The following is a 25,664-nucleotide window of genomic DNA, read 5'->3' as shown; positions in this document are numbered from 1 at the left end:
CATGAGTGCCATCGCAAGAGTTATGTTGGAAATGGGATACACCGTTACCGGATCGGATGTCGCTTCACAGGAGTTGACCGAGAAGTTGGCAGCCAAGGGAGCGAAAATATATATCGGACATACGGCAGAGCACGTCACTGGAGCAGACCTGGTTGTCTACTCTACGGCAGCGCCTGCTGATAATGTGGAACGGGTAGCAGCTGCAGAGCTGAACATTCCGATTCTGCATCGTTCCCAGATGCTTGCACGTTTGTTGAACGAACGTAAAGGTGTGGCTGTAGCTGGGGCTCATGGTAAAACAACCACTTCATCCATGATTGCACTTGTTATGGATAAATGTGATACAGATCCGACATACATTATTGGCGGAGAAATCATGAATGTGGGTACCAACGCGAAGGCCGGTCAAGGCGACTGGGTAGTCGCTGAAGCGGACGAGAGCGATGGTTCGTTTTTGCAGTACCATCCATGGCTCGGTATTGTAACCAATATTGAGGCAGATCATCTGGAGAATTACAACAGTGATTTTGAGGAGCTCAAAAGAGCTTATGTGCAGTTCCTGAGCCAGATTCGTCCGGAAGGAACAGCGATTGTGTGTTCTGACGACGAGAATGTTCAAGCGATTTTGCCAGAACTCAAGTCACGGATTACAACCTATGGTATTGATCGTGCAGCAGATTATACGGCAACGGATATTGTACTGGGCGATCGCCGTATCTCCTTTACGATGAATCATCAGGGTGCTGCTATGGGCACGGTGGAGCTATCAGTGCCGGGTAAGCATAACGTTTATAATGCGATGGCTACTGTGATTACCTGTCTGGAAGCAGGGATTCCATTTGAGAAGATTGTGGCAGCTATCATCCAGTTCCACGGAGCCAAACGCAGATTCCAGGTATTGGGTGAGGCGCGCGATATGCTGATCATCGATGATTATGCTCATCACCCGACTGAGATTGAAGCTACCATTAGTGCCGCCAAGGCAACGGGCAAACGCATTATTGCGGTATTCCAGCCACAGCGTTATACGCGGACGTTCTTCCTGCTGGATGCGTTCAGTCGTGCTTTCGCGGAAGCGGATGAAGTGCTTATTACGGATATCTATTCTCCTGCGGGCGAAAAACAGATCGAAGGGGTAACCTCAGCCAAACTGGTTGAACTGATCGTTCAAAACAGTAATGCTTCTGCACGTTACCTTCCTACAAAAGAAGAAGTTGTCGCTGATTTGCAGCATCGTCTGCAGCCAGGAGATCTTGTGATTACGATGGGTGCAGGTGATATTTGGAAAGTCGGCGATACACTAGCCAAAGGTTTGAAATAGATCAATTGAGAAATCGCCTGTCTTCGATACGAAGCAGGCGTTTTTTGCGTTATATGGAATGTATTCTCCAGTCTCTGCATATAGCTTATATAAATGGGACAAAGGAGAGGGTACGGGTGAGCAATGCTAGAATGACGTTTCGCTTCGGGGATCATGAGTCGGACAAGCCTGAAAACAAGAGGATATCCGCGTCCAGTCCATTGGTGACGTTAAGTGAAGAATTACCGCATAATCAATCGCTAACGCCTAAGCAGATGGATACAACCCCATCATGGACGCCTGAGGATATCCCCGGAGACTGGGGAGAGACGGTGCTGACAAGCTCTACTGTACCTGAACCTGACGAGCGGGTGACTCATGATTCGAACTTGAACTTGGATGAGGCCCATTATTTTGGGAACCGTTCCGGTTACGGTTATGTTAATCACACCGATAATCCGGAGGAAGAGCGTCGTGATCTGTCCAATACCCATGATGATCAAGGCCACGACTGGCTTGCAGATTCGGAAAACTATTCCTATAAACGCAATCGCCCTCCAAGGGGCTGGAAAATGATTGGTTCTGTCACTGGGGCACTTGTTACCGGAGCACTTTTTGGTATGGTTATTCTTTCATTTTTTAATAAAGAAGGAGCCGCGAAGCCAGGCGATCTTCTGCCAGTCAATCAGGCGGTTTCCACCGTGACGGGTCAGGAGGGGGCTGCTGGTACAGAGCAAGAGCTTCAGACAGCTACGACTGGCAGCACGTATTATGCACTTCAATACGGCGTATTCAGTTCTCCTGAACGAGCTGAGCAGGCCAAGCTTGAGCTGGCTCAGGCAGGTATAGCCGCAGGTTCTGATCCTGAAGATGGCAATCGAGTATATGCAGGCATTTCGGCTGATCGTGAAGAGGCCAAGCTACTAAGCTCCAGGCTAAAAGCCCAGGGAGTTGAACTGTACGTCAAAGAGATTGTGAACCCTGAGATCAATCCGGCTATATTCGGTGGCAAGCAAGAGGATGTGCAGCTTTTCTTCACAAACAGTTCTGCACTGGTTGAACAATTATCTACCTTGTCCATTCAACAGCTGGGACAGTCTGCTCCGGCAGCAGTCTCTACAGAAACGATGACCGCGATTCAGAATAAGCACGAGTCATGGCTGACGGGATTGAATAGTCTTACACCTGGCCTGACCGCAGATGTACAACCTATTATTGGTGGAATGGAGAAATCAATGAACAGTGCAATTACGGCTATCTCGGAGTACAACAAAAACCCGGATGATGTGCACATGTGGTCCGTGCAGTCCGATCTGATGGAATATGTACTGCAGCAGAAAAAATGGCTCGAAGCGATTAAGCAGTAACATGCTCTTTCCCATAACAACGCTTGGAAATACCTATCCGGCAAGGAACTGGAAATAGTTCCCCTTGCCGGATTTGTGTTTGTATTGACGTACAAAACCCCGTATAATAATGTGGGTGTCAAAAAATGGCGAGGGAAGATTACCGATGAAAAAAAACTTCGGCATGTTATTGCTGTTTCTGCTGCTCGGCTGGATGGCCGGAGCGTGGATCGCCAAGGCACTGCAGCCTGTAAAGGCAGTAGCCTTTCTTACGAAAGCCACGACCATACGTTGGTCGCCACAGGCTGATCTGGATATTATCAGTTATAATATTTCACTTCAATTTCAAATGAGCCTTCTGAGTCTGATCGGTATGATTGCCGCTGTGTGGCTGTATCGCAGACTGTAGGAGAATGACGAGTTATGACGAAAAAAATTAAACCAGTGACATCTATTATCGTGATCCGGACAGGATGTTGCCGTGGCATAAGGAGCCGTTCATTTTGGATAACACACAACAGCGCCCTATTATTCTGGCCTCCACATCGCCTCGGCGCAAAGAACTGATCGCATCACTCCACCTAGCGTTTGATGTAATACCAAGTCATGCCAATGAAGATACACCACCAGAGTGGACACCTGAACAGACGGTACAGGAACTTGCTTTGCGCAAGGCGCTTGCCGTGTATCGCGGGCTTGAAGGCCGCGAGCAGGAAGCCATTATTGTTGGTAGTGACACCGTTGTTGTTCTGGATGGTGAGATTCTAGGCAAACCTTTAGACGAAGCGGATGCTGAACGTATGTTATCCCGGCTGCAGGGCCGCGTACATCGGGTGTTTACGGGCGTCGCTTGTATTGATGCCGGCAATGGACAGTCGTTAGTTCATTACCGCCAGACCGATGTAACGATGAAAGAGCTGTCGGATGCGACCATCCGTGCTTATGTGCAGACAGGTGAGCCTTCAGATAAGGCAGGATCATATGCCATTCAGGGCATTGGTGCTTCACTGATCGACCGCATTGAAGGATGTTATTTTAATGTGGTTGGCTTGCCGCTATCTTTGCTAAGTGATATGTTGGACGGGTTCGGCGTACATGTGTTGCCACGAACATGAATGAAGCCAAATGTTGTGAAATGAAAAGAGGGAACATATGGAGTCGCCTCAATACATGATGCGCGACATCCCCCAGGAAGAACGCCCGAGAGAACGCATGATGGAATACGGGGCGGGCGCCTTAAGCCATGCTGAATTGCTGGCAATTTTACTTCGAACAGGCACAAGACAGGAATCCGCGGTGCATATGGCACAGCGGATTCTGGCCGAAGCGGGTGGCATTCGCTCGTTGATGGATTTGAGTCTGGAAGAACTGACCGGGATGAAAGGGATTGGCAATGCCAAGGCTGTGCAATTGAAAGCCGGCATTGAGCTGGGTCATCGGATTGCCAAAAGCAGACTTACACAGTCGACTTCAATTCGTACACCGCGTGATGCAGCTGATATCCTGATCGAACAATTGCGTTACTTGCAAAAAGAACATTTTGTGTGTCTCTTTCTGAATAGCAAAAATCATATTATTGCCCAGGAAACACTCTCCATGGGCAGCCTTAACGCTTCGATTGTACATCCACGTGAAGTGTTCCGGGCTGCCATCAAATGCAGCAGCGCATCGATTGTGTGCGCACACAACCATCCGAGTGGTGATCCTACGCCCAGTCCGGAGGATATCCAAATAACCAAGAGACTGATTGAAGCAGGCGCTATTGTTGGCATTGACGTGCTTGATCATATTATTATCGGAGATGGAACGTACGTAAGTTTGAAGGAGAAGGGCTTAGTATAATATAATGGTTGGCGTTGATGTTTTCCTATGAATGTTAACGGCGTTGTCCGTAAAAGATAGGTTCACTTTACAAATGCAAAAAAACAAATGCGAATATTAGCTCCACGTATTGCGTGGGAATAAAATTATTACGCTCTGGATCAGAATGGGGCGGCTATATGAGGCAGAAAAGGAGATTATGTTATGTTTGGTGGTTTTACGAAAGATTTGGGTATTGACTTGGGGACAGCAAATACGTTGGTTTATGTACGAGGAAAAGGAATTGTGGTGCGAGAACCTTCGGTTGTCGCTATACGGACAGATACAAATAGCATCGAGGCAGTAGGTGAAGCCGCCAAAAAAATGATTGGACGTACACCAGGTAACATTCGTGCCATTCGTCCAATGAAAGATGGCGTTATTGCCGATTTCGATACAACGGCAACAATGATCAAATATTTTATCCGTGAGGCGCAGAAACAGCGCTCCATGTTCCAACGTCATCCAAACGTGATGGTATGTGTACCGTCCGGGATCACAGCAGTAGAACAACGTGCGGTTGAAGATGCAACCAAACAGGCTGGGGCACGTGAAGCCTATACGATTGAAGAGCCTTTTGCTGCTGCAATCGGTGCAGATCTGCCTGTATGGGAACCAACGGGTAGTATGGTTGTCGATATTGGTGGCGGTACAACGGAAGTGGCTGTTATCTCTCTTGGTGGTATTGTAACGAGCCGTTCGGTTCGTGTAGCAGGTGACGAGATGGATGAATCCGTTATCCAGTACATCAAACGCCAATACAATCTCATGATCGGTGAGCGTACATCGGAGCAATTGAAGATGGACATCGGATCAGCTATGCCATTGGAACAAGTAGAAACGATGGAAATTCGTGGACGTGACCTTGTAACAGGACTGCCGAAGACAATTACGATTACTTCGGACGAGATCAGTGAAGCGCTGGCTGATACCGTGAATGCAATTGTTGAAGCGGTAAAAGTAACACTGGAAAAATGCCCGCCTGAACTTGCAGCCGATATCATGGATCGGGGTATCGTTCTTACAGGTGGTGGGGCGTTGCTTCGCAACCTGGACAAGCTTCTTGCTGGTGAGACAGGAATGCCTGTCATTGTGGCTGAGAACCCGCTGGATTGTGTAGCAATCGGAACAGGTAAAGCGCTAGAGAATATTCATTTGTTCAAAAGCAGAAGCAGTTCGGCAGTTCGTTCCAAACGTTAATTGGTATTTGCCTAACTTGGCATAGCGACCAAGTGGCAAGATATCTTTATAGAGGACCCGGTTAACCCCGGGGATGAGCTATTACCCGCTTAACAGGGGAGGATCGGCTGATATTCTCGCAGGGACTACAGGTCTGACAGTCTCCCCGCCGGGCATGGCTCGGAAGAGAATATGGATGTTAGAGGGTGTTCGAACTGTTTAAACTGCTAGGCAACAAAAGACTTTTTGTTTTGCTGGTGGGCCTTGTTACATTTATCGCGTTAATGGGCTTTACGCTCAGTCCGCGAACCACTCTATCCTGGCCGGAGAAATTCCTGAAGGATTCAGTTGGATTTGTACAATACGTATTTTACAAGCCCGCTTCCTATGTAGCGGGCTTTTTCAAAGATGTAGCGAACATGCGTACGGTATATGATGAGAATGAAGAGCTTCGCATCGCAATGGGTCACTATACCCGGGATCGGCTGAAGTACAATGATATGGAGCAAGTGAATGAGCAACTTCAGAAAGCGCTCAATTTCACAGAAGAACAGAAGAATCGCTATAATTACGGTTCACGAATTGCTCAGGTTATCAGTGCCAATTCGGATCCAAATAGCAGAACCATTAACATTGATATCGGTGAAAATGCGGGAATCAAGCCGGGGATGGCCGTTACCTCCCAGGAAGGGCTGGTCGGCGTGATCAGTCATGTCAGCTCATATACATCAACGGTTAATCTGTTAACGTCCATGGACGCCAATGATCCGACATCCAATGCCATTGCAGCAACGGCAGTAGGTAAAGAGAAAGTGTTTGGTATGATTGAGAGCTACGATCCGAAGACGGGCATGCTCAAGATGACTAAAATCTCGGAGGATTCAAATATCAAAAAGGGTGATGAGATCATCTCTTCGGGGATCATCAATAACTTTCCCAAGTATATGCGGATTGGTGAAGTGGAAAAGGTTGAAGTTGGGGAGTACGGTTTAACGCGGACTGCGATTATCAAACCATACGCAAGCTTCCTTGATTGGAAAGAGCTGATTGTCATTATCCCGCCTGAGGTAAAAGAATAATGGTAACACGTAAGCAAGTTTTGTTCCTGTTACTATTCCTTTTGTTCATTGTGGAAGGCACAATTTTGCCGCTGCTCATCCCTTCTGGCTGGCAGATGCGTATTTCTGCCAATCTGGTCTATATCGTAATTTTGTTTATCGCTGTATATCATCATCGTCATACGGCACTAGTACTCGGTATATTTTTTGGACTATTGCATGACGTTGTATTCTACGGCGAGATGATTGGACCTTATGGATTCTCGATGGGCTTATCGGCATACATGATGGGACTCATTTTTCAAGCACCACGTGCACCACTGCCGGTTATGGTATCGGTTGTCATTTTGGGAAGTCTGCTTAATGACACCATGCTATTTTTCCTGTACAAGCTCTTCCAACTTAACCACGTGACCTTTGACTGGGCGTTGATTGAATACATGATTCCTAATTTGTTCATTCATTTTGTGTTTGCCTTGATCATTTATGTCCCCCTTCGGAAACAACTGGAGCGGATCGGCAAAAGACGGAGCAAGACAGAAGAAGCTTCCTAAATACATTTATGGAGCGCAAAGCAGGAACTTGGGGCCCCGGGCACGAAATGTAATGAGATGGGAGGGACAGGCTTATGACGGTAAAATCGAATCACGTAACGATTAAAGGCATCCGAGACGGCCTGGTTTTCCTGTTGGACGATCAATGTGAATTCGAGGAATTGCTCTATGAGCTCCGCTATAAGCTGGAACACAGCCATCAAAATATTTTGACCGGACCGATTGTTCATGTGGATATCAAGTTGGGTGCCCGCGAAGTGACAGAGGACCAGAAAGAAGCAATCCTCGATATATTGAAGCAAAAAGGGAATCTGCTTATTCGATCCATCGACTCACCTGCACTCCAACCGGAGGTTAAAGGACCGCCGCCGATTGTAACCATGTGTGGTATGGTGCGTTCAGGTCAGGTGCTTCATCATGAAGGAAATCTCCTGTTTCTTGGGGATATCAATCCGGGGGGCACAGTGACGTGTACCGGAGATATATATGTGTTGGGTTCACTCAGAGGTATGGCTCATGCCGGAATTGGTGGGGACGAGGAAGCGATCATTGCCGCTTCGGTATTTGCACCGACGCAGCTACGGATTGCGGATATCATCAGTCGTCCTCCCGATGAATGGGAGAGCCGAGAGACCGGAATGGAATTTGCTTACTTACAGGACAATCAGATGCAGATAGACAAAATGAGCAATATCGTTCGGTTACGCCGAGATTTTAATGTGTTTAAAGGAGTGTAGCTCATGGGAGAGGCGATCGTGATCACTTCGGGTAAAGGCGGCGTGGGTAAAACAACCACCTCGGCAAACATCGGGACAGCGCTGGCGCTGCTCGGCAAAAAGGTTTGTCTGGTAGATACCGATATCGGCCTTCGTAATTTGGATGTCGTGATGGGACTCGAAAACCGTATTATTTACGATCTGTGCGACGTTGCGGACGGCCGCTGCCGTCTGAATCAGGCTTTGGTCAAAGACAAGCGTTTCGAAGAATTATACATGTTGCCTGCGGCGCAGACGAGAGACAAAAACTCAGTGTCGCCAGAACAGGTCAAGGATATTATCCTTGAATTAAAAAAAGATTTTGAGTACGTCATTATTGATTGCCCAGCCGGTATAGAGCAGGGTTTCAAAAATGCGGTAGCAGGAGCAGACCAAGCCATCGTGGTCACTACACCGGAAAATGCTGCAGTACGTGATGCGGATCGTGTCATCGGCCTGCTGGAGAGTTCGCACATTCAATCACCAAAGCTGGTGGTGAATCGAATTCGCAATAATATGGTTAAATCGGGTGACATGTTAGATATCGATGGTATTTTACAAGTACTTAATATTGACCTGATTGGCATCGTGCCTGATGATGAACTGGTCATCAAAGCGGCCAATTCAGGAGAACCTACGGTCATGAATCCGGATTCACTTGCGGCAATTGCGTATCGCAACATTGCACGACGCATTCTGGGAGATACGGTCCCATTGATGCAGCTGGAGCAGAAAAAGGGAGCTTTTACTCGTTTCAAAAAGTTCTTGGGAATGGGTTAACTCATTTAAATGGACTTATTCATTATCTGATTACATGACAGCCGTGGCTTATAGCCCGGCTTTTTTTGTTACCTGCTGGCAGGCTTGTTCATATTATCAACCACCTCTTCATAGGATGTAGTAAACAAGCCTCGGCGGGAGGATATTCCATGAACACGAAACTCAGAATTAAGCAGAGACGAGAAGAACGCATTCGGCGACTGATGGATGGTGCCACTGTGGAGGTCTTACAGGAGCAAAAAGTAGGTTCACTGTTGGACAAGAATGAGATCATACACCCGAAACCATTTGCGCCTAGTGAGGGGATACAGGAAAGAGATCCGGAATGGTTATGGAAAAAAGAGAATGGTCATTTCGTTCCAGGGGGGCATTCGAGATTCAACCTGTTCAAGTCACTTCTCAAACGGACGGTTATTAGCGCTATGATATTTGGCGGAGTGTGGGGGCTATTTCAGTTGGATACATCGTGGACGACATCACCCAAAACAGTAATTGCGGATGCACTCCATCGGGATATGGATTTTTCCTCAGCCGCGGCCTGGTATGAACGGCATTTTGGAGGAACACCTTCGTTTCTTCCGGTCCTCGGACATACGACGGATGCCGTGAACGGATTGAAAGTAAGGCAGTTACTGGGGAAACCGATCTCAGGCACAGTTGTTCAGCCATTCGCGCTGAGCATGAAGGGAATTGAGATCGTTCCGGATGCCGCAGGTGCAGAACTTATACAGGTCGCAAGTTCTGATGCTGGGCGTGTCATGGAGGTTATCGGCGATGCAGCAAGTGGATTCACAGTTGTCATCCAGCATACAGGCAATGTCACGGCAATATACGGTCGGTTGAACGAGAGTGAAGTGAACGTGAATGATTGGGTGGAAGCGGGGAATCCAGTGGGGAGTCTCAAGGCTACGGGTGGTGAACAACCGGCCACGCTCTATTTTGCAGTCAAAGAGGGGGAGGAGTACGTAGACCCGGCGGAAGTTGTTGCCCTTGATTAGGGTGTGGGGAGTCCATATTACGTTTCATCCGTTTTTTGTAATTATCATGATGGCCTCCCTTCTGACTGGACATTTTATTGAGCTTATTACGTTGTTTGCCATTGTATTCATTCATGAATGTGGACATGCTGCGGCTGCAGCACTTCTGGGCTATCGTGTCTTGTCGATCCAGATGCTTCCTTTTGGAGGAGTAGCGGTTATCGAAGATGGAGGTACGATCACGGCCTACCGGGAAATCATCATTGCTCTGGCAGGTCCATTACAAAACATGCTGATGGTTGGTGTGGTTTTGCTGTTGCAGTATGGCAATCTGGGCGATCCGGTTTTTCTCAACTATATCATTCAGGGGAACCTGCTCATTGCCCTATTTAATCTGCTGCCTGTACTTCCTCTGGACGGAGGTAAAATTGTTCAGGCACTTGTCAGTCTGTGGGCACCCTACTATACAACATTAATGTGGACTTACAGAATTAGCATTCTGTGTAGCGTAGGGGTTATTTTATATGCTATCAGCCGATGGTTTACTGGAGACTATGGCCTACCACTCAACATTCTGTTAATCGGCCTTTTTTTGTTCTATTCCAACGTAACGGATTACCGAAATGTGCCCTATCGCTTTATTCGTTTTCTGATGAATCGAGAGGGTGCGTTCGCTCGTCACGCGGCTACTGGCAGTTTGGCGCAGCCAATAATCTCATTTCCGGCGAAACCTTTGGACACTATTTTGCGTCTATTAAAGAGAGAAAGATACCATATGGTATACGTGATGAACAGACAGGGTCGAATTATGGCCGTCTTGCCTGAGCAACGGATTATCGGTTCCTATTTTCAACAAAATGGTGATCAATTGTAGTGTTCTGGTGGACCTGTTCTGAAATGGGTTAATATATGTACAATGAGAATTGAAAAGATACTGAAATGGATGTGGATGATTTGAATTGTCTTCTAGAGGTGAAGCCATGAAACAAATGATAGTACATAATGAACATAACCTCATGCAAATGGCGCTTCTGGAAGAAGGCAAAGCTGTGGAATTTACGGCAGAGCGTACACGCGATCGAGGACTGCTGGGTTCCTTTTTCAAGGGACGGGTCGTGAATGTGTTACCAGGTATGCAAGCTGCTTTTGTGGATATTGGTCAGAAAAAGAATGCGTTTCTTTATGTGGACGATGTGTTGCATCCCCATCTGGAGAAACAGCCCAAGGTGAAGCCTTCCATCTCGGAGTTGCTTCGTCCGGGTCAGGAAGTCATTGTTCAGGTTCTGAAAGAACCGGTAGGAGGCAAGGGAGCCCGGGTGACGACTCATTATTCACTTCCGGGCCGTTGGCTTGTCTACATGCCTGTTGCTGACTATGTAGCGGTATCCAAGAAAATTGCCCGTGAAGGGGATCGTTCCCGTCTTAAGGCACTTGGGGAGCAACTGAGGCGGGATGAAGAAGGACTTATAATTCGGACCGTATCTGGAGAAGAGCAGCATGAAGCCATTAAGTCGGACTTGGAAACATTACGCGCGCAGTGGTATCTGATTCGTGAAAAAGCGGACAGTTTGCCTTCGCCAAGCCTCTTGCATCGGGATCATAGCATGGTACAGCGAATCATCAGAGATGTGTATACGCCAGGGAGTGACGAAGTCATCACTGATAGTGAAGGACAAGCCCGTGAGGTAAAAGCATTGCTCGAAGAGATTAGTCCTGGTTATCAACCCAAAGTACAGGTGTACCGGGGAACAGAATCCATCTTTGCTGCCTATGGTGTGCAGGAACAGTTGAATAAGGATTTTGCCCGGAAAGTGTGGTTGCCCGGAGGCGGATACATTGTCATTGATCATACCGAAGCTCTGACTGTAGTGGATGTGAACACAGGCAAATATACGGGAGCTGGCGGTGACAGTCTGGAAGAGACCGTGACAGAGACCAACATACAGGCAGCAGTGGAGATTGCCCGTCTGATGCGCCTGCGAGATATCGGTGGCATGATTATTGTCGACTTCATTGATATGGAGGAAGCCTCGAATCGGCATGAAGTCGCAGCAACCTTGGAGGGTGAGCTCAAGAAGGATCGGACCAAAGCGTTTGTAATGGGTTGGACCAAGCTGGGTTTGCTCGAACTTACCCGTAAGAAAGTGCGGGAAGAAAGTACGTTACCCTATGTGGAGCCGTGTTCTTCCTGCCATGGTACGGGAAAAAGATATATTTCACCTTTGCATTGATTTTTGATATATTGCGTGATATAATCTTCAAGTATGTGTTTAGCCTAATGGTCTTGCACATGCTGTAACCGCACTGGCCGGGTATAAGAACAGTTCCGCAAGGACACTGTCACCTGAGAACGGGCGAGTCTGAGACATGAGGAGGTGCAAGGCAAATGTACGCAATTATTGAAACAGGCGGCAAACAGTACAAAGTCCAAGAGGGCGATGTTCTGTTCATCGAGAAATTGACTGCGAACGATGGCGAAAGCGTAACGTTCGACCGTGTCCTGGCTGTATCTAACGATCAAGGTTTGACAGCAGGTACACCATTGATTTCTGGAGCTACTGTAACGGCTAAAGTGGAGAAACATGGCAAAGGACAAAAGGTTATCGTATACAAATACAAACCTAAAAAGAACTACCATGTGAAGCAAGGTCACCGTCAACCGTACACTAAAGTAACTATCGAAACAATCAAAGCGTAAAGAAGGTGCGATAAGTGATTATCGTTCAAATCTTTCGTGATGAGGACGGGAACATCGAACGTTTTTCCATTGAAGGGCATGCTAATTTTGCCAAGCGGGGAGAAGACATCGTATGTGCCGGGGTATCCGCTGTTACAGTGGGTACGGTGAACTCGATTGAAACATTGACCGGTGTCGAAATGGATGCCAAGATGAAGAATGGCTTTTTAAGTGGTTCTTTACCTTTGTTAGAGAGAGGGGAAACTTGGTCCCAGGTACAATTGTTACTCGAATCCATGGTGGTTATGCTCTCTAATATTGCAGAGTCATACGGGAAGTATATTAAAATACAGCAATTCAAATAAGCAAAGAAGGAGGACAACCAATCATGTTGAAATTAAATCTTCAGTTATTCGCATCGAAAAAAGGTGTAGGTTCCACGAAGAACGGACGTGACAGTAATGCTCAACGTCTGGGTGTTAAACGTGCTGATGGTCAAACTGTAACTGGTGGTAGCATTCTCGTTCGCCAACGCGGAACGAAAATTCACCCAGGAACTAACGTTGGCATCGGTAAAGATGACACTTTGTTCGCGAAAATCGACGGCGTTGTTAAATTCGAACGTTGGGGACGCGATCGCAAAAAAGTAAGCATCTACCCTGTTAATGTTGCTCCTGTAGCAGCAGCAGTAGAAGCGTAATATCGGCATTCCGCCTAAGGAGCCTTCGGCATTTTTGCCGAAGGTTTTTTGTATTCAACGGTTATTCGATAATGAACTGGCAGAAAAGACATGTTATACTTGGTTACGGTGGGTGTAGACCAACCGAGTTTTGTAGAACGGGGAGAAGCCATGAAATCTTGGAAAAGAGTGCCGTGGATTGCGGCATGTTCACTTCTGATTCCTTTGGTTTTCGTTATGTTGTATCCGGCGATGATCTCAAGCGTCGTGTGCGCATTATGGTCCGTCGCAGTATTGCTCATTTCTGTGAATGCGATGAAGAAACAGGCGGAGGCGGAACGTAGAGCCATCATACAATCCATGGAAAAAACAGCAATCGCTTCATTAAATCATCATCGACACGACTGGATGAACGACCTTCAGGTGTTATATGGATATCTTCGGCTGGGCAAACTTGATAAATCCTTGCAATGTGTGGAAAGAATAAAAGAGCGGGTTACAGAAGAAAGCCGAATCTCCAGATTAGGTATTCCTTCCCTCGTATTTTATCTTCAGTCTTTTCGCGCCAGTGGAATTGCGCTGGACTTGCATGTGGAAATAGAAGATGAGTTGCAGCTTAGTGCTCTGGTCTCTCCCGAGGATGGCGAGTCACTTACCGGGGCGATTGCGGATGCAATCAGGGCCTATCAATATGGCGGCGGCCGGTCTTCTTGGGGAGAGGTTCGCAAACTGACCTTAAACTTCGGACAGGATCATGGAGATGTGGTTGTCCGACTGGATGGGGATCAAACACCCGATCCGGAAACACTGCGGCAGCTTACTGCCGTACTCAAAGGAAAAAAAGTCAGAACGGAGCAGTTTCCGTCTGAGGATACGTTTATACAATTCAGAATGCCGTGTGGAATATAGGAAGAAGGGGTTAACCAATGTTTGTAGATAAAGCGAAGATTTATGTAAAAGCCGGAGACGGAGGGGACGGAATTATTTCGTTCCGTCGTGAGAAATATGTACCAAACGGCGGACCTGCGGGGGGCGATGGAGGCAGAGGAGCTGACATCATTTTCCGCGTGGATGAAGGTTTGCGTACGTTGATGGATTTCCGTTACCAGCGTCACTTCAAGGCCCCACGTGGTGAGAAGGGACGTAATAAAAGTCAGCATGGTGCAAACGCGGAGAACATGATTGTACGCATTCCACCAGGAACTATCATCTTGGATGAAGATAGTGGAGAAGTACTGGCGGATATGACACGTCACGGTCAACAGGTTGTTATTGCTCGTGGTGGTCGGGGCGGACGGGGTAACATCCGATTTGCTACACCGAACAATCCTGCACCTGAACTTGCCGAGAATGGTGAAGAAGGACAGGAGCGTTACATCGTGCTCGAACTGAAAGTTATGGCAGATGTTGGTCTGGTTGGTTTCCCGAGTGTCGGGAAATCCACATTGCTTTCTGTCGTTTCGTCAGCCAAGCCAAAGATCGGGGCATACCATTTCACAACCATTACACCGAATCTGGGTGTAGTCGGTGTAGGAGAAGGCCGAAGTTTCGTGATGGCCGATTTGCCTGGACTGATTGAAGGTGCGCATGAAGGAGTCGGACTGGGACATGAGTTCCTGCGTCATGTCGAGCGTACTCGTATTATTGTTCATGTCGTAGATATGTCGGGTTCGGAAGGACGCGATCCTTTTGAAGACTGGCAGAAAATCAATGACGAATTGAAGTTGTACAATCCGCTTCTCGCCGAGAGAACGCAAATTGTAGCAGCTAACAAGATGGATATGCCAGACTCTGAAGCGAACCTGGAGCAATTTTTACAGCAAGTTCGTGAGGTTCAACCTGATATTGAAGTGATGCCAATTTCATCCTTGACCCGGAAAGGGATTCAAGAACTTCTGTATCGTGCAGCTGATCTGCTGGATCAGGTTCCAGACGAGCGAGTGGTTGAAGAGGTAGCAGATGTATCTGAACGTAAAGTATACAGTCTGGACAAAAAAGAAGACGATGGTTTCAAAATTGTGCGTGAGAATGAAATGTTCGTTGTCGAAAGTGCCAAGATTGACCGCATGATGAAACGGATGCAACTGAACTCACATGAAGCTATACTGAAACTCGCACGTACACTGCGTTATATGGGTGTGGACGCTGAGTTGCGTAAGCGCGGAGCTGTAGAAGGCACCATCGTACGTATTGGAGACTTTGAATTCGAATTCGTGGAAGGCAGCAGTTACTACTAAGTGGCCGTCTTCCGTGGAGAGACAGATCGATATAGGAACGCAGAGAAGTGGGAAGTTGACCCGCAACTCTGCGTTTTTTTTGTTTTTTCCTGACATGAGAGAGGGATAAACTTGTATACTGTGAGGAACGTATTTCAAAAAATAGGCGTGTCATGTATTGCCCTTTTGTCATAGATCCTATATAATGTCCACTATATGAATACATGAGTCTTTGAGGAGAGGACGTTCTGTGAACGAACGCTATTACTTAGTACGGGAAGATATTTTACCAGAGGCAGTGGTGAAGACCATGCAGGTAAAAGAACTACTGGCTTCTGGTGATGTTAAAACAGTGCATGAGGCGGTTGAACAGGTCGGATTAAGCCGGAGTGCCTTTTACAAGTACAAGGATGGAATTCATCTGATCAACCAGCTTGAGCGCGAGAGAATTGTAACGATCTCCATTGATCTGGAGCATCAGTCGGGTATCTTGTCTCGTGTGCTTGGACATGTAGCTGGTTATGGAGCTAATGTACTCACGATTAATCAGAGTATACCGCTTCAGGGAAGAGCCAATGTTGTCATTTCAGTTGAAACGACACATCTTCATGGCGAAATTGGTGAAATGCTGGATCGAATGCAAGATATGCCTGGAGTAAGACGCACGCGTATTGTAGGCCAAGGTTAAATAGGCTTTAACATACAGGACTGACAGACAAGAATAGACATTAGGGGGTAGATCGTTAGTGAAACCAGTAAAAGTCGGATTGTTGGGTCTGGGAACTGTCGGAACGGGAGTCGTTCGCATTGTGGAAGGGAATCAGGAGGATCTGAGCAGTCAGGTTGGATCGCCGATTGTCATCGAGAAGATCGCAGTGAAAAATACAGAGAAAGAACGTGTTATTGCTGTAGACCGTGCCAAACTTACGGAAGATCCTTGGGAAGTCATTCGTCATCCGGATATTGATGTCATCGTTGAAGTCATGGGCGGCATTGATCAGACGAAGGAGTATATTCTTGAAGCATTGGAACGTGGGAAACATATCGTAACAGCAAACAAAGATCTCATGGCATTGCACGGTACAGAGATCTTGGCGAAGGCACAGGAAAAACAATGTGACGTGTTCTATGAGGCGAGTGTTGCTGGAGGGATTCCGATCATTCGTACGCTGATTGAAGGTTTCTCTTCTGATCGGATTACCCGCATTATGGGGATAGTGAACGGAACAACGAACTTTATTCTGACCAAAATGAGTCAGGAAGGTGCATCCTATGAAGAAGTACTGGCTGAAGCACAGGCTCTGGGATATGCCGAATCGGATCCAACTTCCGATGTAGAGGGACTTGACGCAGCTCGCAAAATGGCGATCTTGAGTACACTCGGTTTCCGTACCAATGTGGAGTTGAAGGATGTAACCGTTAAAGGAATATCCTCCGTAACTCGTGAAGACATTATGTATGCCAAAAGACTGGGCTATGAGATGAAATTACTTGGTATTGCGGACCGTATTGGCGATGAGATCACGATCAGCGTTCAGCCGACTATGGTTAGACAGAATCACCCGATTGCTTCAGTCAACGGTGTGTTCAACGCAGTATATGTACACGGTGAAGCTGTAGGGGAGACGATGTTCTACGGTGCGGGTGCGGGAGAACTTCCAACGGCAACTTCGGTTGTAGCTGACATTGTGGCGGTTACCAAAAACCTTAAACTTGGCGTGAACGGTCTCAAAGCAATTGTGCCTTATAAGATTAAGCGACTACAAAGTGACGAGCAGATCGTGTCGAAAAACTTTATTTTACTACACGTAGACGACAAAGCCGGTGTATTGGCACAAATCACACAAATTTTCGCAGAATATGATGTCAGTCTGGCGTCGGTTGTTCAACAGCCGAATGAGCACAACCCGGATGCCGAGATCATTATCGTTACACATAATGCAAGTAAGGCAAGCATGGATAAAGTGTTAAAACATTTTGAATCACTCAGCGTCATTCGCCGCATTAAGAGTGTCTACCGGGTCGAAGGATAATTGTCCTTATCCCATACGGCATCTCAATTATTTCAGTTATAACGTACAAGTTAATCATATCCGGTTCAACAGGTCATCATTTCAGATTATTAAAACATAAAGGAGTTTACCCACAATGAGATATCAAGGACTTTTGCAAACGTACAGAGAGCACCTTCCAGTTAATGAAAATACACCCCTGCTTACGCTTCAGGAAGGAAATACACCGTTGATTCATGCAGAGAATCTGTCTGAGGAGCTCGGTTTGAATGTTTACTTCAAATACGAAGGTTTGAACCCTACAGGATCTTTCAAAGACCGCGGTATGGTTATGGCTGTTGCCAAAGCTATGGAAGAGGGCAGCCGTACGATCATGTGTGCATCCACAGGTAATACGTCAGCAGCTGCAGCAGCTTACGCCGCACGTGGTGGCCTCAATTGTATCGTACTGATCCCGAATAACAACATTGCACTGGGTAAACTGGCCCAAGCCATGATCTATGGAGCTAAAGTGATTGCGATTAATGGTAACTTTGACCGTGCACTGGAGATTGTGCGTGAGATCACAGCCAAACATCCGATCACGCTTGTAAACTCTGTGAATCCGTTCCGGATTGAAGGACAGAAGACAGCAGCGTTTGAAGTAATTGAACAACTGGGCGAAGCGCCTGACGTTTTGGCTATTCCAGTCGGTAATGCGGGTAATATCTCGGCTTATTGGAAAGGTTTCAAAGAATATAAAGAGGCAGGTAAATCCAACACGCTTCCACGTATGGTTGGTTTCGAAGCGGAAGGTGCGATGGCCATTGTCAAAGGTGAGCCGATCCTTGAACCTGAAACGGTAGCAACAGCAATTCGAATCGGTAATCCGGCGAGCTGGGAAACGGCAGTGGCTGCAGCTGAGGAATCTGGTGGACAGATCAACTATGTAACAGATGAACAAATCCTGACAGCGTATCGTACACTTGCTTCTCGGGAAGGAATTTTTGCTGAACCTGCTTCTGCGGCTTCCCTTGCCGGTGTATACAAACTGAAGAGTGAAGGGTACTTTAAAGGCGGAGAGACTGTAGTTTGTGTACTGACAGGTAATGGCCTGAAAGATCCTAATATTGCGATCAAAACAGTAGCGACTGAGCCACTTGTTGTTGAAGATACGGAAGAAGCAGTAATGGCGGCTATTGCACAACTGGAGCAGCAATCTGTATGAGTTTGCGTGAAAAGGTAACCGTAAAAATACCTGCAAGCACAGCCAATCTAGGTCCAGGGTTTGATACCCTGGGCATGGCATTGTCTTTGTATGCCTGGTTGGAAATGAAACCTGCCGAGCAGACGTCATTTCATCTTCACGGCAATCATTTGACAGGCCTGCCAACAGATAAATCGAATTTGATTTACGAAGTTGCACAGATGGTATTCAATGAAGCTGGGGTATCCATCCCTGAATTGGAGATTTCCATGTATTCCGATATTCCGCTTACGCGGGGACTCGGGAGCAGTGCATCAGCCATCGTTGGTGCATTGGCAGCAGCGAATGCATTGATTGGTGCTCCTTTATCCGATGCCAAGCTTCTGGATATGGCCACATCCCTCGAGAAGCATCCTGATAATGTGGGAGCATCTCTGTATGGCGGTATTATTACGGCTGCATGGAATGGTCAACAGGTAGATCATATACGTATTGAACCACACCAGGATCTGCAGGCTTTGGTTATTGTACCTGAATTCCAGCTGTCTACTTCAAAAGCAAGGAATGTGATTCCAGAGCAATTTGGCATGTCTGATGTGGTGCATAACATTAGCAGATCTTCACTGCTCGTTGCCGCTTTGGCGAGTGGACGACTGGATATGATTCAGAAGGCGATGTCAGATCGAATTCACCAACCATATCGGGCATCATTGGTGCCAGGCATGGCTGAGATATTGGAACATGCTGTTGATCATGGAGCGTTGGGAGCTGCCCTGAGCGGAGCTGGTCCGACCGTATTGACTTTGGTAGATCGTCATGACACCCGGAAAGCGGGATTGGAACAATATTTGCTGGACACCATGGAGCGGGAGGGCATATCTGCTTCTGCACTGTGGCTCGATCCGGATTTGGACGGTGTAACCGTGCTGCCTGATCAAGACGAACGTCCTTTTCTGGACAGAATCAAAGGGGAAGTTAATGCATGAAACGAATTGCAGTATTACCTGAAGGCTCAGTCTCTCATGAGGCAATTGATTTCCTTTTCAACGGGGAACCATTAGATTTGCTTCACTCCAAGCTCATTTCGGATGTTTTTCGAGCAACGGATAGCGGGATTGCACAATACAGTGTCATTCCGATTGAAAATACCATTGAAGGTTCTGTTAGTCTTCATATGGACTGGCTTGTGAATGAAGTAGACATTCCGATGCAAGCAGAGTGGGTATACCCATCCATCCAGAATGTGATTGGACATGGCTCAGAATTTAAGACAGAGAGTGGTGAGTATGACTTTGGTAGAATTACCAAGATTATGTCTCACCCTGTGGCTATTCCACAGTGTCAGAATTTTATTCGGCTACATTCGCCTGGGGCCGACCTTGAAGGTGTGAACAGTACAGCCGAAGCTGTAGAAATTGTGAAAAAAAATCCGGGTAAGGGCTGGGTAGCGATTGGTACCAAACTTGCTGCTCAGAAGCATGGATTGGACATTATGGCTGAGCGGGTTACAGATCATGACAACAACTACACTCGTTTTGTGCTCATCGGCCATGAACCTGTGAACATTCCACGTGAACCGGATCATGTAAAAACCAGCTTGCTGGTGACGTTGCCAGAAGATGCACCGGGTGCGTTGCATCAAGTATTGTCGGCTTTTGCCTGGCGGAAGCTGAACTTGACCCGTCTCGAATCTCGTCCGACGAAGAAACGATTGGGCAGTTACTATTTTTACATTGATGTTGTGGAAACGGTAGATTCGGTATTGCTTACCGCAGCCATGGCAGAGATTGAAGCATTGAATTGTCAGGTGCGCGTTCTGGGTAGCTATCCTTGTTATACATATCCTTCGAAATAATTGACCTGATGGTGTTTGGGAATGTTAGAAGGTTGTCATAAGTCGGGGTAGAATGTGCGAGTAATGGCTTGTCATTTGGTGTACAATGGACGGGTTAATAACGTTTCGGAGTACAGGGAATGGATATTTTATGGAGGTGCAGTCATCGGTGGCAGAACAATGGATCTATTTGGATGGTCAGTATGTGACCAAGGAGAACGCAACCGTTTCGGTATATGACCATGGATTTTTGTATGGAGACGGGATTTTCGAAGGTATTCGGATCTATAACGGAAATATTTTCAGATGTAAGGCCCACTTGGATCGTTTGTATGATTCGGCGAAATCCATTAGTTTGAACATTCCGCTGTCCATTGATGAGATGCTGGAAGTCATGGCTGAAACGGTGCGCCGTAATGATATGCGTAATGGTTATATTCGTCTTATTGTATCGCGTGGCCCTGGTAATCTGGGGTTGGACCCATTACGTTGCCCTAAGGCATCCGTAATCATCATCGTGGAGCAATTGGCGATCTATCCGGAGGAAGCGTATCTTACTGGATTGAAAGCCGTGTCGGTATCCCAACGCCGGAACATTCCGGACGCATTGAATCCAAAAATTAAATCGTTAAACTATCTGAATAACATCCTGGTTAAAATCCAGTCTAACTATTCAGGTGCTGGTGAAGCAATTATGCTGAACTCCCAAGGTTACGTTACTGAGGGTTCAAGTGATAACATCTTCATCATCAAAAATGGTGTAGTGTACACGCCACCTTGTTATCTCGGAGCACTTGAAGGGATTACACGTCAAGCGATTATTGATCTATGTGGCGAACTGGAGCTTGAATTAAAAGAAGTACCATTCACCCTGCATGATGTGTATATCGCAGACGAAGTCTTTTTCACCGGGACAGCTGCAGAAGTTATCGCTGCATATGAAGTCGATGGAAGAACAATCGGCACGGGAGTTGCAGGTCCGGTAACGCTGAGACTGCTGGAAGCATTCCGTCAGATTGTTGACAAAGATGGATATAAAGTGTGGGAATCTTAAGTTAGAATTGCATAACATAGGGAACAGGAATCCTCCTTGTCCGATAAAATTCTGCATACCTGGAGTATGGGGATTTTGGAGACAGGAGGATTTTTTTTGTTTAGTTGATGTCATTAGCCCGGTTTCTGCATAGGATGTAGTAACGGTATGGGCGAATGTACTGCCCAAGTATGACGTCTAGGAGGTTAGTTCCCTGTGAAAATACACATGGTGAAAAAAGGCGACACATTATATCTGCTGTCCCAAAAATACAATGTAGCGCTGGACAAATTGATCGCGGCTAATCCGCAAATCACAAATCCCGACAAGTTGGATATTGGCATGAAGGTCAAAATCCCTGCCGAGCCAGTAACACCGAAACCGGAGGGTGTGCTCCACAGTCACAAGGTGCAGCAAGGAGATTCGTTATGGAAGTTGGCACAAGCCTGGGGAGTTCCTTTAAAAGACATGGTCAATGCCAATCCACAGTTGAAAAATCCGAACGCTCTGCTGGTGGGGGAGACAGTTTATATTCCATCTATGCACGCACAAGGAAACAGCACATCTAATTCGGGTGCCGGCAACATTGCTGCTCATGAAAAGTTGTCACCTGAAGGTAAGGAATACACGGGAGTCAAAGAACCGGAACCACCGGCTCCAGTAGCGCCAACTCCCCCTGCTCCGGTAGCAGAGGTTCCTGTACCTGTACCTGTTCCTGTTCCGCTGCCTGCTCCACCACCAGTCAATACGGAGAAGCCGAATGTGAAGCCTGAACTGGAGGTACTGCCGCAGTTACCGGAGCTTCCTGAAGTGAAACCCGAAAAGGAAACGCATAAAAAAGAAGAGGTTAAACCCGAAGTTTATGTAAAACCGGTAGCAGAATCCAAGAAATACACAATGCCTAATCTATCGCCTGAAATTATGCCTTTGCCTGTAATGCCTAATACAAAGTCTCCAACTGAGGTTGCACCAGCAACCAAAAAACCTTGTGGTTGCGGTAATAAGTTGCATCATGCGCCTGCCGAGCACCCTTATGTTCAAATCCCGGTTCCTGTACAAGAGGTGTACGGTGCTCAGCAAGACATGTACACGGCAGGAGCGAGTAACAATGCGTCGTTTCCAGGGATTCCGGAAGTTAGTCCTTATAGTGGCAGTGATCTGCCTAACAGTCCGTGGACTGGCGCGGAGCAGGGTTATAACCACAATAACGTTATGCCGAATCTGTCCGCAGAAATGCAAAATAACTCATTTCCGATTGCGCCAGCTGGCGAAGTGAACACTCCATTCCCAACGTATGCAGCACCTAGTCATATGAATCATCAGCCGCCTTTCATATCTCCATACTCAATGCTTCCGTACCCTCCATGCGGATGTGGCTCACATACACATATGCCTCAGTATACTTATCCTTCTCATGGTTATCAGGATCCGGCTTGGAATATGTACGGTCCTTCGTACGGTATGCCGCCTGAAATGTCCACATCAACGATGCCAAACCAGCCTATTGAGTATGCTTATCAGAATCCGTACCCTACTCAGAACATGGTTCCGCCGTCCCCGCTTGGAGCATTTGGTGAAATGTATCCTCCTCAGGGGCAAGGGAAGGGGGGCAAAAAAGGGGGGCGTGAAGACGCTAACTTAAGTCAGGTAGCAATTGAAGAGGTTGGATCAGATTCGGAAGGGAAGTCCAAGCAAGCAGGGAGTAAGCCGGCCGCTGCAAAACGCAGAACAAACAAGGCTCCTCTGAAGAATAAATCCAAGGTATCCGTGTCCGGGAAAGCATCCAGAGAGGGTGCAGCTACTTCCAACCAACGGAAATCCGATAAAAAGCGTCGTAATCCATGGATACAAAACTAACCTGAGGATTGCGATTGATGAATAAGTGAGGTACCTGTTATATAAGCGGGAAGCCAGCTCTGCAATAGAGAGCTGGCTTCCCGCTTACCTGAGTGAACATTGAGTTGCACACAACGGAGATATAGTTGCTCAGGAAATGATATAAAGTATTTTATTAAGAAGTTATTGTAAACCCTTTCATAAATGTGTTAAAATATTTGTACCCTATGAGCATGACCTAATATGATAGGACAAGATAGGGAACGGATATGATAGCTTTAGCTAATGCAAAACTACTAAAGAAAAGAAATGAAAAAAACTGTTGCATTACATTCAGCCGTATGATATATTATTTAAGTCGCCGCTGAAACACACGGCTGACAAGGGAAACACAAGAGATGATGAAACAAGTTTGATCTTTGAAAACTGAACAACGAGTGAGTAAACATTCTGCTTGCAGAATGAACGCGAAAGTTTGAGACAAGCCTTGGCTTGAATCGACTGGAGCACAAATGAGATTTTTAATCTCGTCAGATTCAAAATGAGCTTATCGCTCTTTTCAATACTTTATTGGAGAGTTTGATCCTGGCTCAGGACGAACGCTGGCGGCATGCCTAATACATGCAAGTCGAGCGGAGTTGATAGGAAGCTTGCTTCCTTGATACTTAGCGGCGGACGGGTGAGTAACACGTAGGCAACCTGCCCTCAAGTTTGGGACAACTACCGGAAACGGTAGCTAATACCGAATAATTGTTTTCTTCGCCTGAAGAGAACTGGAAAGACGGAGCAATCTGTCACTTGGGGATGGGCCTGCGGCGCATTAGCTAGTTGGTGAGGTAACGGCTCACCAAGGCGACGATGCGTAGCCGACCTGAGAGGGTGATCGGCCACACTGGGACTGAGACACGGCCCAGACTCCTACGGGAGGCAGCAGTAGGGAATCTTCCGCAATGGGCGAAAGCCTGACGGAGCAATGCCGCGTGAGTGATGAAGGTTTTCGGATCGTAAAGCTCTGTTGCCAGGGAAGAACGCTTGGGAGAGTAACTGCTCTCAAGGTGACGGTACCTGAGAAGAAAGCCCCGGCTAACTACGTGCCAGCAGCCGCGGTAATACGTAGGGGGCAAGCGTTGTCCGGAATTATTGGGCGTAAAGCGCGCGCAGGCGGTCATTTAAGTCTGGTGTTTAATCCCGGGGCTCAACCCCGGATCGCACTGGAAACTGGGTGACTTGAGTGCAGAAGAGGAGAGTGGAATTCCACGTGTAGCGGTGAAATGCGTAGATATGTGGAGGAACACCAGTGGCGAAGGCGACTCTCTGGGCTGTAACTGACGCTGAGGCGCGAAAGCGTGGGGAGCAAACAGGATTAGATACCCTGGTAGTCCACGCCGTAAACGATGAGTGCTAGGTGTTAGGGGTTTCGATACCCTTGGTGCCGAAGTTAACACATTAAGCACTCCGCCTGGGGAGTACGGTCGCAAGACTGAAACTCAAAGGAATTGACGGGGACCCGCACAAGCAGTGGAGTATGTGGTTTAATTCGAAGCAACGCGAAGAACCTTACCAGGTCTTGACATCCCTCTGATCGATGCAGAGATGTATCTTTCCTTCGGGACAGAGGAGACAGGTGGTGCATGGTTGTCGTCAGCTCGTGTCGTGAGATGTTGGGTTAAGTCCCGCAACGAGCGCAACCCTTATATTTAGTTGCCAGCACTTCGGGTGGGCACTCTAGATAGACTGCCGGTGACAAACCGGAGGAAGGTGGGGATGACGTCAAATCATCATGCCCCTTATGACCTGGGCTACACACGTACTACAATGGCCGGTACAACGGGCTGCGAAATCGCGAGATGGAGCCAATCCCAACAAAGCCGGTCTCAGTTCGGATTGCAGGCTGCAACTCGCCTGCATGAAGTCGGAATTGCTAGTAATCGCGGATCAGCATGCCGCGGTGAATACGTTCCCGGGTCTTGTACACACCGCCCGTCACACCACGAGAGTTTATAACACCCGAAGTCGGTGGGGTAACCGCAAGGAGCCAGCCGCCGAAGGTGGGATAGATGATTGGGGTGAAGTCGTAACAAGGTAGCCGTATCGGAAGGTGCGGCTGGATCACCTCCTTTCTATGGAGAATCGTTTCCTGCAACGGAAACATTCAAATACAAAATCTAGCCAGGTCGGCTAGTTACTCACTCGTTGCTCAGTTTTGAGAGCTCAAACTCTCAAACAGCTTGCTTTTGCATGGAGCTTGTTCTTTGAAAACTAGATATCGAAACGAAACAAACGCGAATTAGAACATTCCTTTAAGCTGATCTTGTGTAAACAAGTGAAGTGTTTATAAAGGTAGTTAAATTGCTTTTGTGATGGTATCGGGTGAGAGCGACT

25 protein-coding genes, 1 rRNA gene and 1 other annotated feature are annotated in these 25,664 nt (G+C 47.2%); all 26 genes read left to right on the top strand.

The window, feature by feature from the left end:
• The first annotated feature begins 1 nt into the window (after position 1).
• The 26 genes from murC (at position 2) to MHI12_RS23720 (ending at position 25,402) form a co-directional block, all read left to right on the top strand.
• A complete protein-coding gene (murC, locus tag MHI12_RS23845) occupies positions 2–1,321 on the top strand; it encodes a UDP-N-acetylmuramate--L-alanine ligase (protein WP_244898366.1) in 1,320 nt (439 codons plus the stop codon).
• A gap of 116 nt (positions 1,322–1,437) precedes the next feature.
• On the top strand, positions 1,438–2,667 hold the full coding sequence (locus MHI12_RS23840) for an SPOR domain-containing protein (RefSeq protein ID WP_405170520.1): 1,230 nt from the start codon (positions 1,438–1,440) through the stop codon (positions 2,665–2,667).
• 145 nt (positions 2,668–2,812) lie between these two features.
• Positions 2,813–3,055, top strand: coding sequence for a DUF4321 domain-containing protein (locus MHI12_RS23835; protein WP_036605903.1), 243 nt, complete (start codon positions 2,813–2,815; stop codon positions 3,053–3,055).
• Between the two features lie 94 nt (positions 3,056–3,149).
• A complete protein-coding gene (locus MHI12_RS23830) occupies positions 3,150–3,761 on the top strand; it encodes a nucleoside triphosphate pyrophosphatase (RefSeq protein ID WP_036673538.1) in 612 nt (203 codons plus the stop codon).
• A gap of 37 nt (positions 3,762–3,798) precedes the next feature.
• On the top strand, positions 3,799–4,488 hold the full coding sequence (gene radC, locus MHI12_RS23825; protein WP_341008643.1) for a DNA repair protein RadC: 690 nt from the start codon (positions 3,799–3,801) through the stop codon (positions 4,486–4,488).
• 183 nt (positions 4,489–4,671) lie between these two features.
• Complete coding sequence (locus MHI12_RS23820) at positions 4,672–5,706, top strand: rod shape-determining protein (RefSeq protein WP_017692612.1); 1,035 nt, start codon at positions 4,672–4,674, stop codon at positions 5,704–5,706.
• 185 nt (positions 5,707–5,891) lie between these two features.
• Positions 5,892–6,764 carry a rod shape-determining protein MreC gene (gene mreC / locus MHI12_RS23815; protein ID WP_091011898.1) on the top strand — a complete coding sequence of 291 codons (873 nt, stop codon included), beginning with the start codon at positions 5,892–5,894 and terminating at the stop codon, positions 6,762–6,764.
• The gene (mreD, locus tag MHI12_RS23810; protein WP_405170519.1) at positions 6,764–7,297 is read left to right on the top strand and encodes a rod shape-determining protein MreD; all 534 of its coding nucleotides are present in this window, start codon (positions 6,764–6,766) and stop codon (positions 7,295–7,297) included. The genes mreC and mreD overlap by 1 nt, the downstream gene beginning before the upstream one ends.
• A 74-nt stretch (positions 7,298–7,371) precedes the next feature.
• Entirely contained in the window at positions 7,372–8,034 is a 663-nt protein-coding gene (gene minC, locus MHI12_RS23805; protein ID WP_017692615.1) for a septum site-determining protein MinC, read from the top strand.
• A 3-nt stretch (positions 8,035–8,037) separates the two neighbouring features.
• The gene (gene minD / locus MHI12_RS23800; protein WP_017692616.1) at positions 8,038–8,832 is read left to right on the top strand and encodes a septum site-determining protein MinD; all 795 of its coding nucleotides are present in this window, start codon (positions 8,038–8,040) and stop codon (positions 8,830–8,832) included.
• Positions 8,833–8,981: 149 nt separating this feature from the next.
• Entirely contained in the window at positions 8,982–9,830 is an 849-nt protein-coding gene (locus MHI12_RS23795) for a peptidoglycan DD-metalloendopeptidase family protein (protein ID WP_405170518.1), read from the top strand.
• Positions 9,823–10,683, top strand: coding sequence for a M50 family metallopeptidase (locus MHI12_RS23790; RefSeq protein WP_405170517.1), 861 nt, complete (start codon positions 9,823–9,825; stop codon positions 10,681–10,683). The genes MHI12_RS23795 and MHI12_RS23790 overlap by 8 nt, the downstream gene beginning before the upstream one ends.
• A 106-nt stretch (positions 10,684–10,789) precedes the next feature.
• A complete protein-coding gene (locus MHI12_RS23785; RefSeq protein ID WP_405170516.1) occupies positions 10,790–12,040 on the top strand; it encodes an Rne/Rng family ribonuclease in 1,251 nt (416 codons plus the stop codon).
• A gap of 56 nt (positions 12,041–12,096) precedes the next feature.
• Positions 12,097–12,181, top strand: a sequence feature (ribosomal protein L21 leader region).
• 14 nt (positions 12,182–12,195) lie between these two features.
• Positions 12,196–12,507 carry a 50S ribosomal protein L21 gene (gene rplU / locus MHI12_RS23780; RefSeq protein ID WP_017692620.1) on the top strand — a complete coding sequence of 104 codons (312 nt, stop codon included), beginning with the start codon at positions 12,196–12,198 and terminating at the stop codon, positions 12,505–12,507.
• Positions 12,508–12,521: 14 nt separating this feature from the next.
• Positions 12,522–12,851 carry a ribosomal-processing cysteine protease Prp gene (locus MHI12_RS23775; protein ID WP_036605912.1) on the top strand — a complete coding sequence of 110 codons (330 nt, stop codon included), beginning with the start codon at positions 12,522–12,524 and terminating at the stop codon, positions 12,849–12,851.
• A gap of 23 nt (positions 12,852–12,874) precedes the next feature.
• Complete coding sequence (rpmA, locus tag MHI12_RS23770) at positions 12,875–13,186, top strand: 50S ribosomal protein L27 (RefSeq protein WP_017692622.1); 312 nt, start codon at positions 12,875–12,877, stop codon at positions 13,184–13,186.
• Positions 13,187–13,276: 90 nt separating this feature from the next.
• A complete protein-coding gene (locus MHI12_RS23765; RefSeq protein WP_235193928.1) occupies positions 13,277–14,074 on the top strand; it encodes a Spo0B domain-containing protein in 798 nt (265 codons plus the stop codon).
• 17 nt (positions 14,075–14,091) lie between these two features.
• Positions 14,092–15,402, top strand: coding sequence for a GTPase ObgE (obgE, locus tag MHI12_RS23760; RefSeq protein ID WP_076216952.1), 1,311 nt, complete (start codon positions 14,092–14,094; stop codon positions 15,400–15,402).
• Positions 15,403–15,631: 229 nt separating this feature from the next.
• A complete protein-coding gene (locus MHI12_RS23755; protein WP_017692625.1) occupies positions 15,632–16,069 on the top strand; it encodes an ACT domain-containing protein in 438 nt (145 codons plus the stop codon).
• Positions 16,070–16,127: 58 nt separating this feature from the next.
• Positions 16,128–17,414, top strand: coding sequence for a homoserine dehydrogenase (locus tag MHI12_RS23750; RefSeq protein ID WP_017692626.1), 1,287 nt, complete (start codon positions 16,128–16,130; stop codon positions 17,412–17,414).
• Between the two features lie 115 nt (positions 17,415–17,529).
• The gene (gene thrC, locus MHI12_RS23745; protein WP_405170515.1) at positions 17,530–18,600 is read left to right on the top strand and encodes a threonine synthase; all 1,071 of its coding nucleotides are present in this window, start codon (positions 17,530–17,532) and stop codon (positions 18,598–18,600) included.
• Positions 18,597–19,565, top strand: coding sequence for a homoserine kinase (gene thrB, locus MHI12_RS23740; RefSeq protein ID WP_074096240.1), 969 nt, complete (start codon positions 18,597–18,599; stop codon positions 19,563–19,565). The genes thrC and thrB overlap by 4 nt, the downstream gene beginning before the upstream one ends.
• On the top strand, positions 19,562–20,434 hold the full coding sequence (pheA, locus tag MHI12_RS23735; protein ID WP_405170514.1) for a prephenate dehydratase: 873 nt from the start codon (positions 19,562–19,564) through the stop codon (positions 20,432–20,434). Before thrB ends, pheA begins: the two co-directional genes overlap by 4 nt.
• A 148-nt stretch (positions 20,435–20,582) precedes the next feature.
• On the top strand, positions 20,583–21,467 hold the full coding sequence (ilvE, locus tag MHI12_RS23730; protein ID WP_017692630.1) for a branched-chain-amino-acid transaminase: 885 nt from the start codon (positions 20,583–20,585) through the stop codon (positions 21,465–21,467).
• Positions 21,468–21,662: 195 nt separating this feature from the next.
• A complete protein-coding gene (locus MHI12_RS23725; RefSeq protein WP_405170513.1) occupies positions 21,663–23,303 on the top strand; it encodes a LysM peptidoglycan-binding domain-containing protein in 1,641 nt (546 codons plus the stop codon).
• A 546-nt stretch (positions 23,304–23,849) separates the two neighbouring features.
• Positions 23,850–25,402, top strand: a 16S ribosomal RNA gene (locus tag MHI12_RS23720).
• Positions 25,403–25,664: the final 262 nt, after the last annotated feature.

The sequence above is a fragment of the Paenibacillus sp. FSL H8-0280 genome, from assembly GCF_045040665.1.
Taxonomy (GTDB): Bacteria; Bacillota; Bacilli; order Paenibacillales; family Paenibacillaceae; genus Paenibacillus; species Paenibacillus xylanexedens_A.
The sequence above is the reverse complement of the archived record's forward strand: the minus strand, read 5'-3'. Positions and strand labels throughout refer to the sequence as shown.

Bases quoted from the DNA above. Each gene is read 5' to 3' on its own strand.
- murC (WP_244898366.1), top strand. From the start codon at position 2: ATGAGTGCCATCGCAAGAGTTATGTTGGAAATGGGATACACCGTTACC.
- MHI12_RS23835 (WP_036605903.1), top strand. From the start codon at position 2,813: ATGAAAAAAAACTTCGGCATGTTATTGCTGTTTCTGCTGCTCGGCTGG.
- radC (WP_341008643.1), top strand. From the start codon at position 3,799: ATGGAGTCGCCTCAATACATGATGCGCGACATCCCCCAGGAAGAACGC.
- MHI12_RS23820 (WP_017692612.1), top strand. From the start codon at position 4,672: ATGTTTGGTGGTTTTACGAAAGATTTGGGTATTGACTTGGGGACAGCA.
- mreD (WP_405170519.1), top strand. From the start codon at position 6,764: ATGGTAACACGTAAGCAAGTTTTGTTCCTGTTACTATTCCTTTTGTTC.
- minC (WP_017692615.1), top strand. From the start codon at position 7,372: ATGACGGTAAAATCGAATCACGTAACGATTAAAGGCATCCGAGACGGC.
- minD (WP_017692616.1), top strand. From the start codon at position 8,038: ATGGGAGAGGCGATCGTGATCACTTCGGGTAAAGGCGGCGTGGGTAAA.
- MHI12_RS23795 (WP_405170518.1), top strand. From the start codon at position 8,982: ATGAACACGAAACTCAGAATTAAGCAGAGACGAGAAGAACGCATTCGG.
- MHI12_RS23785 (WP_405170516.1), top strand. From the start codon at position 10,790: ATGAAACAAATGATAGTACATAATGAACATAACCTCATGCAAATGGCG.
- rplU (WP_017692620.1), top strand. From the start codon at position 12,196: ATGTACGCAATTATTGAAACAGGCGGCAAACAGTACAAAGTCCAAGAG.
- rpmA (WP_017692622.1), top strand. From the start codon at position 12,875: ATGTTGAAATTAAATCTTCAGTTATTCGCATCGAAAAAAGGTGTAGGT.
- MHI12_RS23765 (WP_235193928.1), top strand. From the start codon at position 13,277: ATGTTATACTTGGTTACGGTGGGTGTAGACCAACCGAGTTTTGTAGAA.
- obgE (WP_076216952.1), top strand. From the start codon at position 14,092: ATGTTTGTAGATAAAGCGAAGATTTATGTAAAAGCCGGAGACGGAGGG.
- thrC (WP_405170515.1), top strand. From the start codon at position 17,530: ATGAGATATCAAGGACTTTTGCAAACGTACAGAGAGCACCTTCCAGTT.
- thrB (WP_074096240.1), top strand. From the start codon at position 18,597: ATGAGTTTGCGTGAAAAGGTAACCGTAAAAATACCTGCAAGCACAGCC.
- pheA (WP_405170514.1), top strand. From the start codon at position 19,562: ATGAAACGAATTGCAGTATTACCTGAAGGCTCAGTCTCTCATGAGGCA.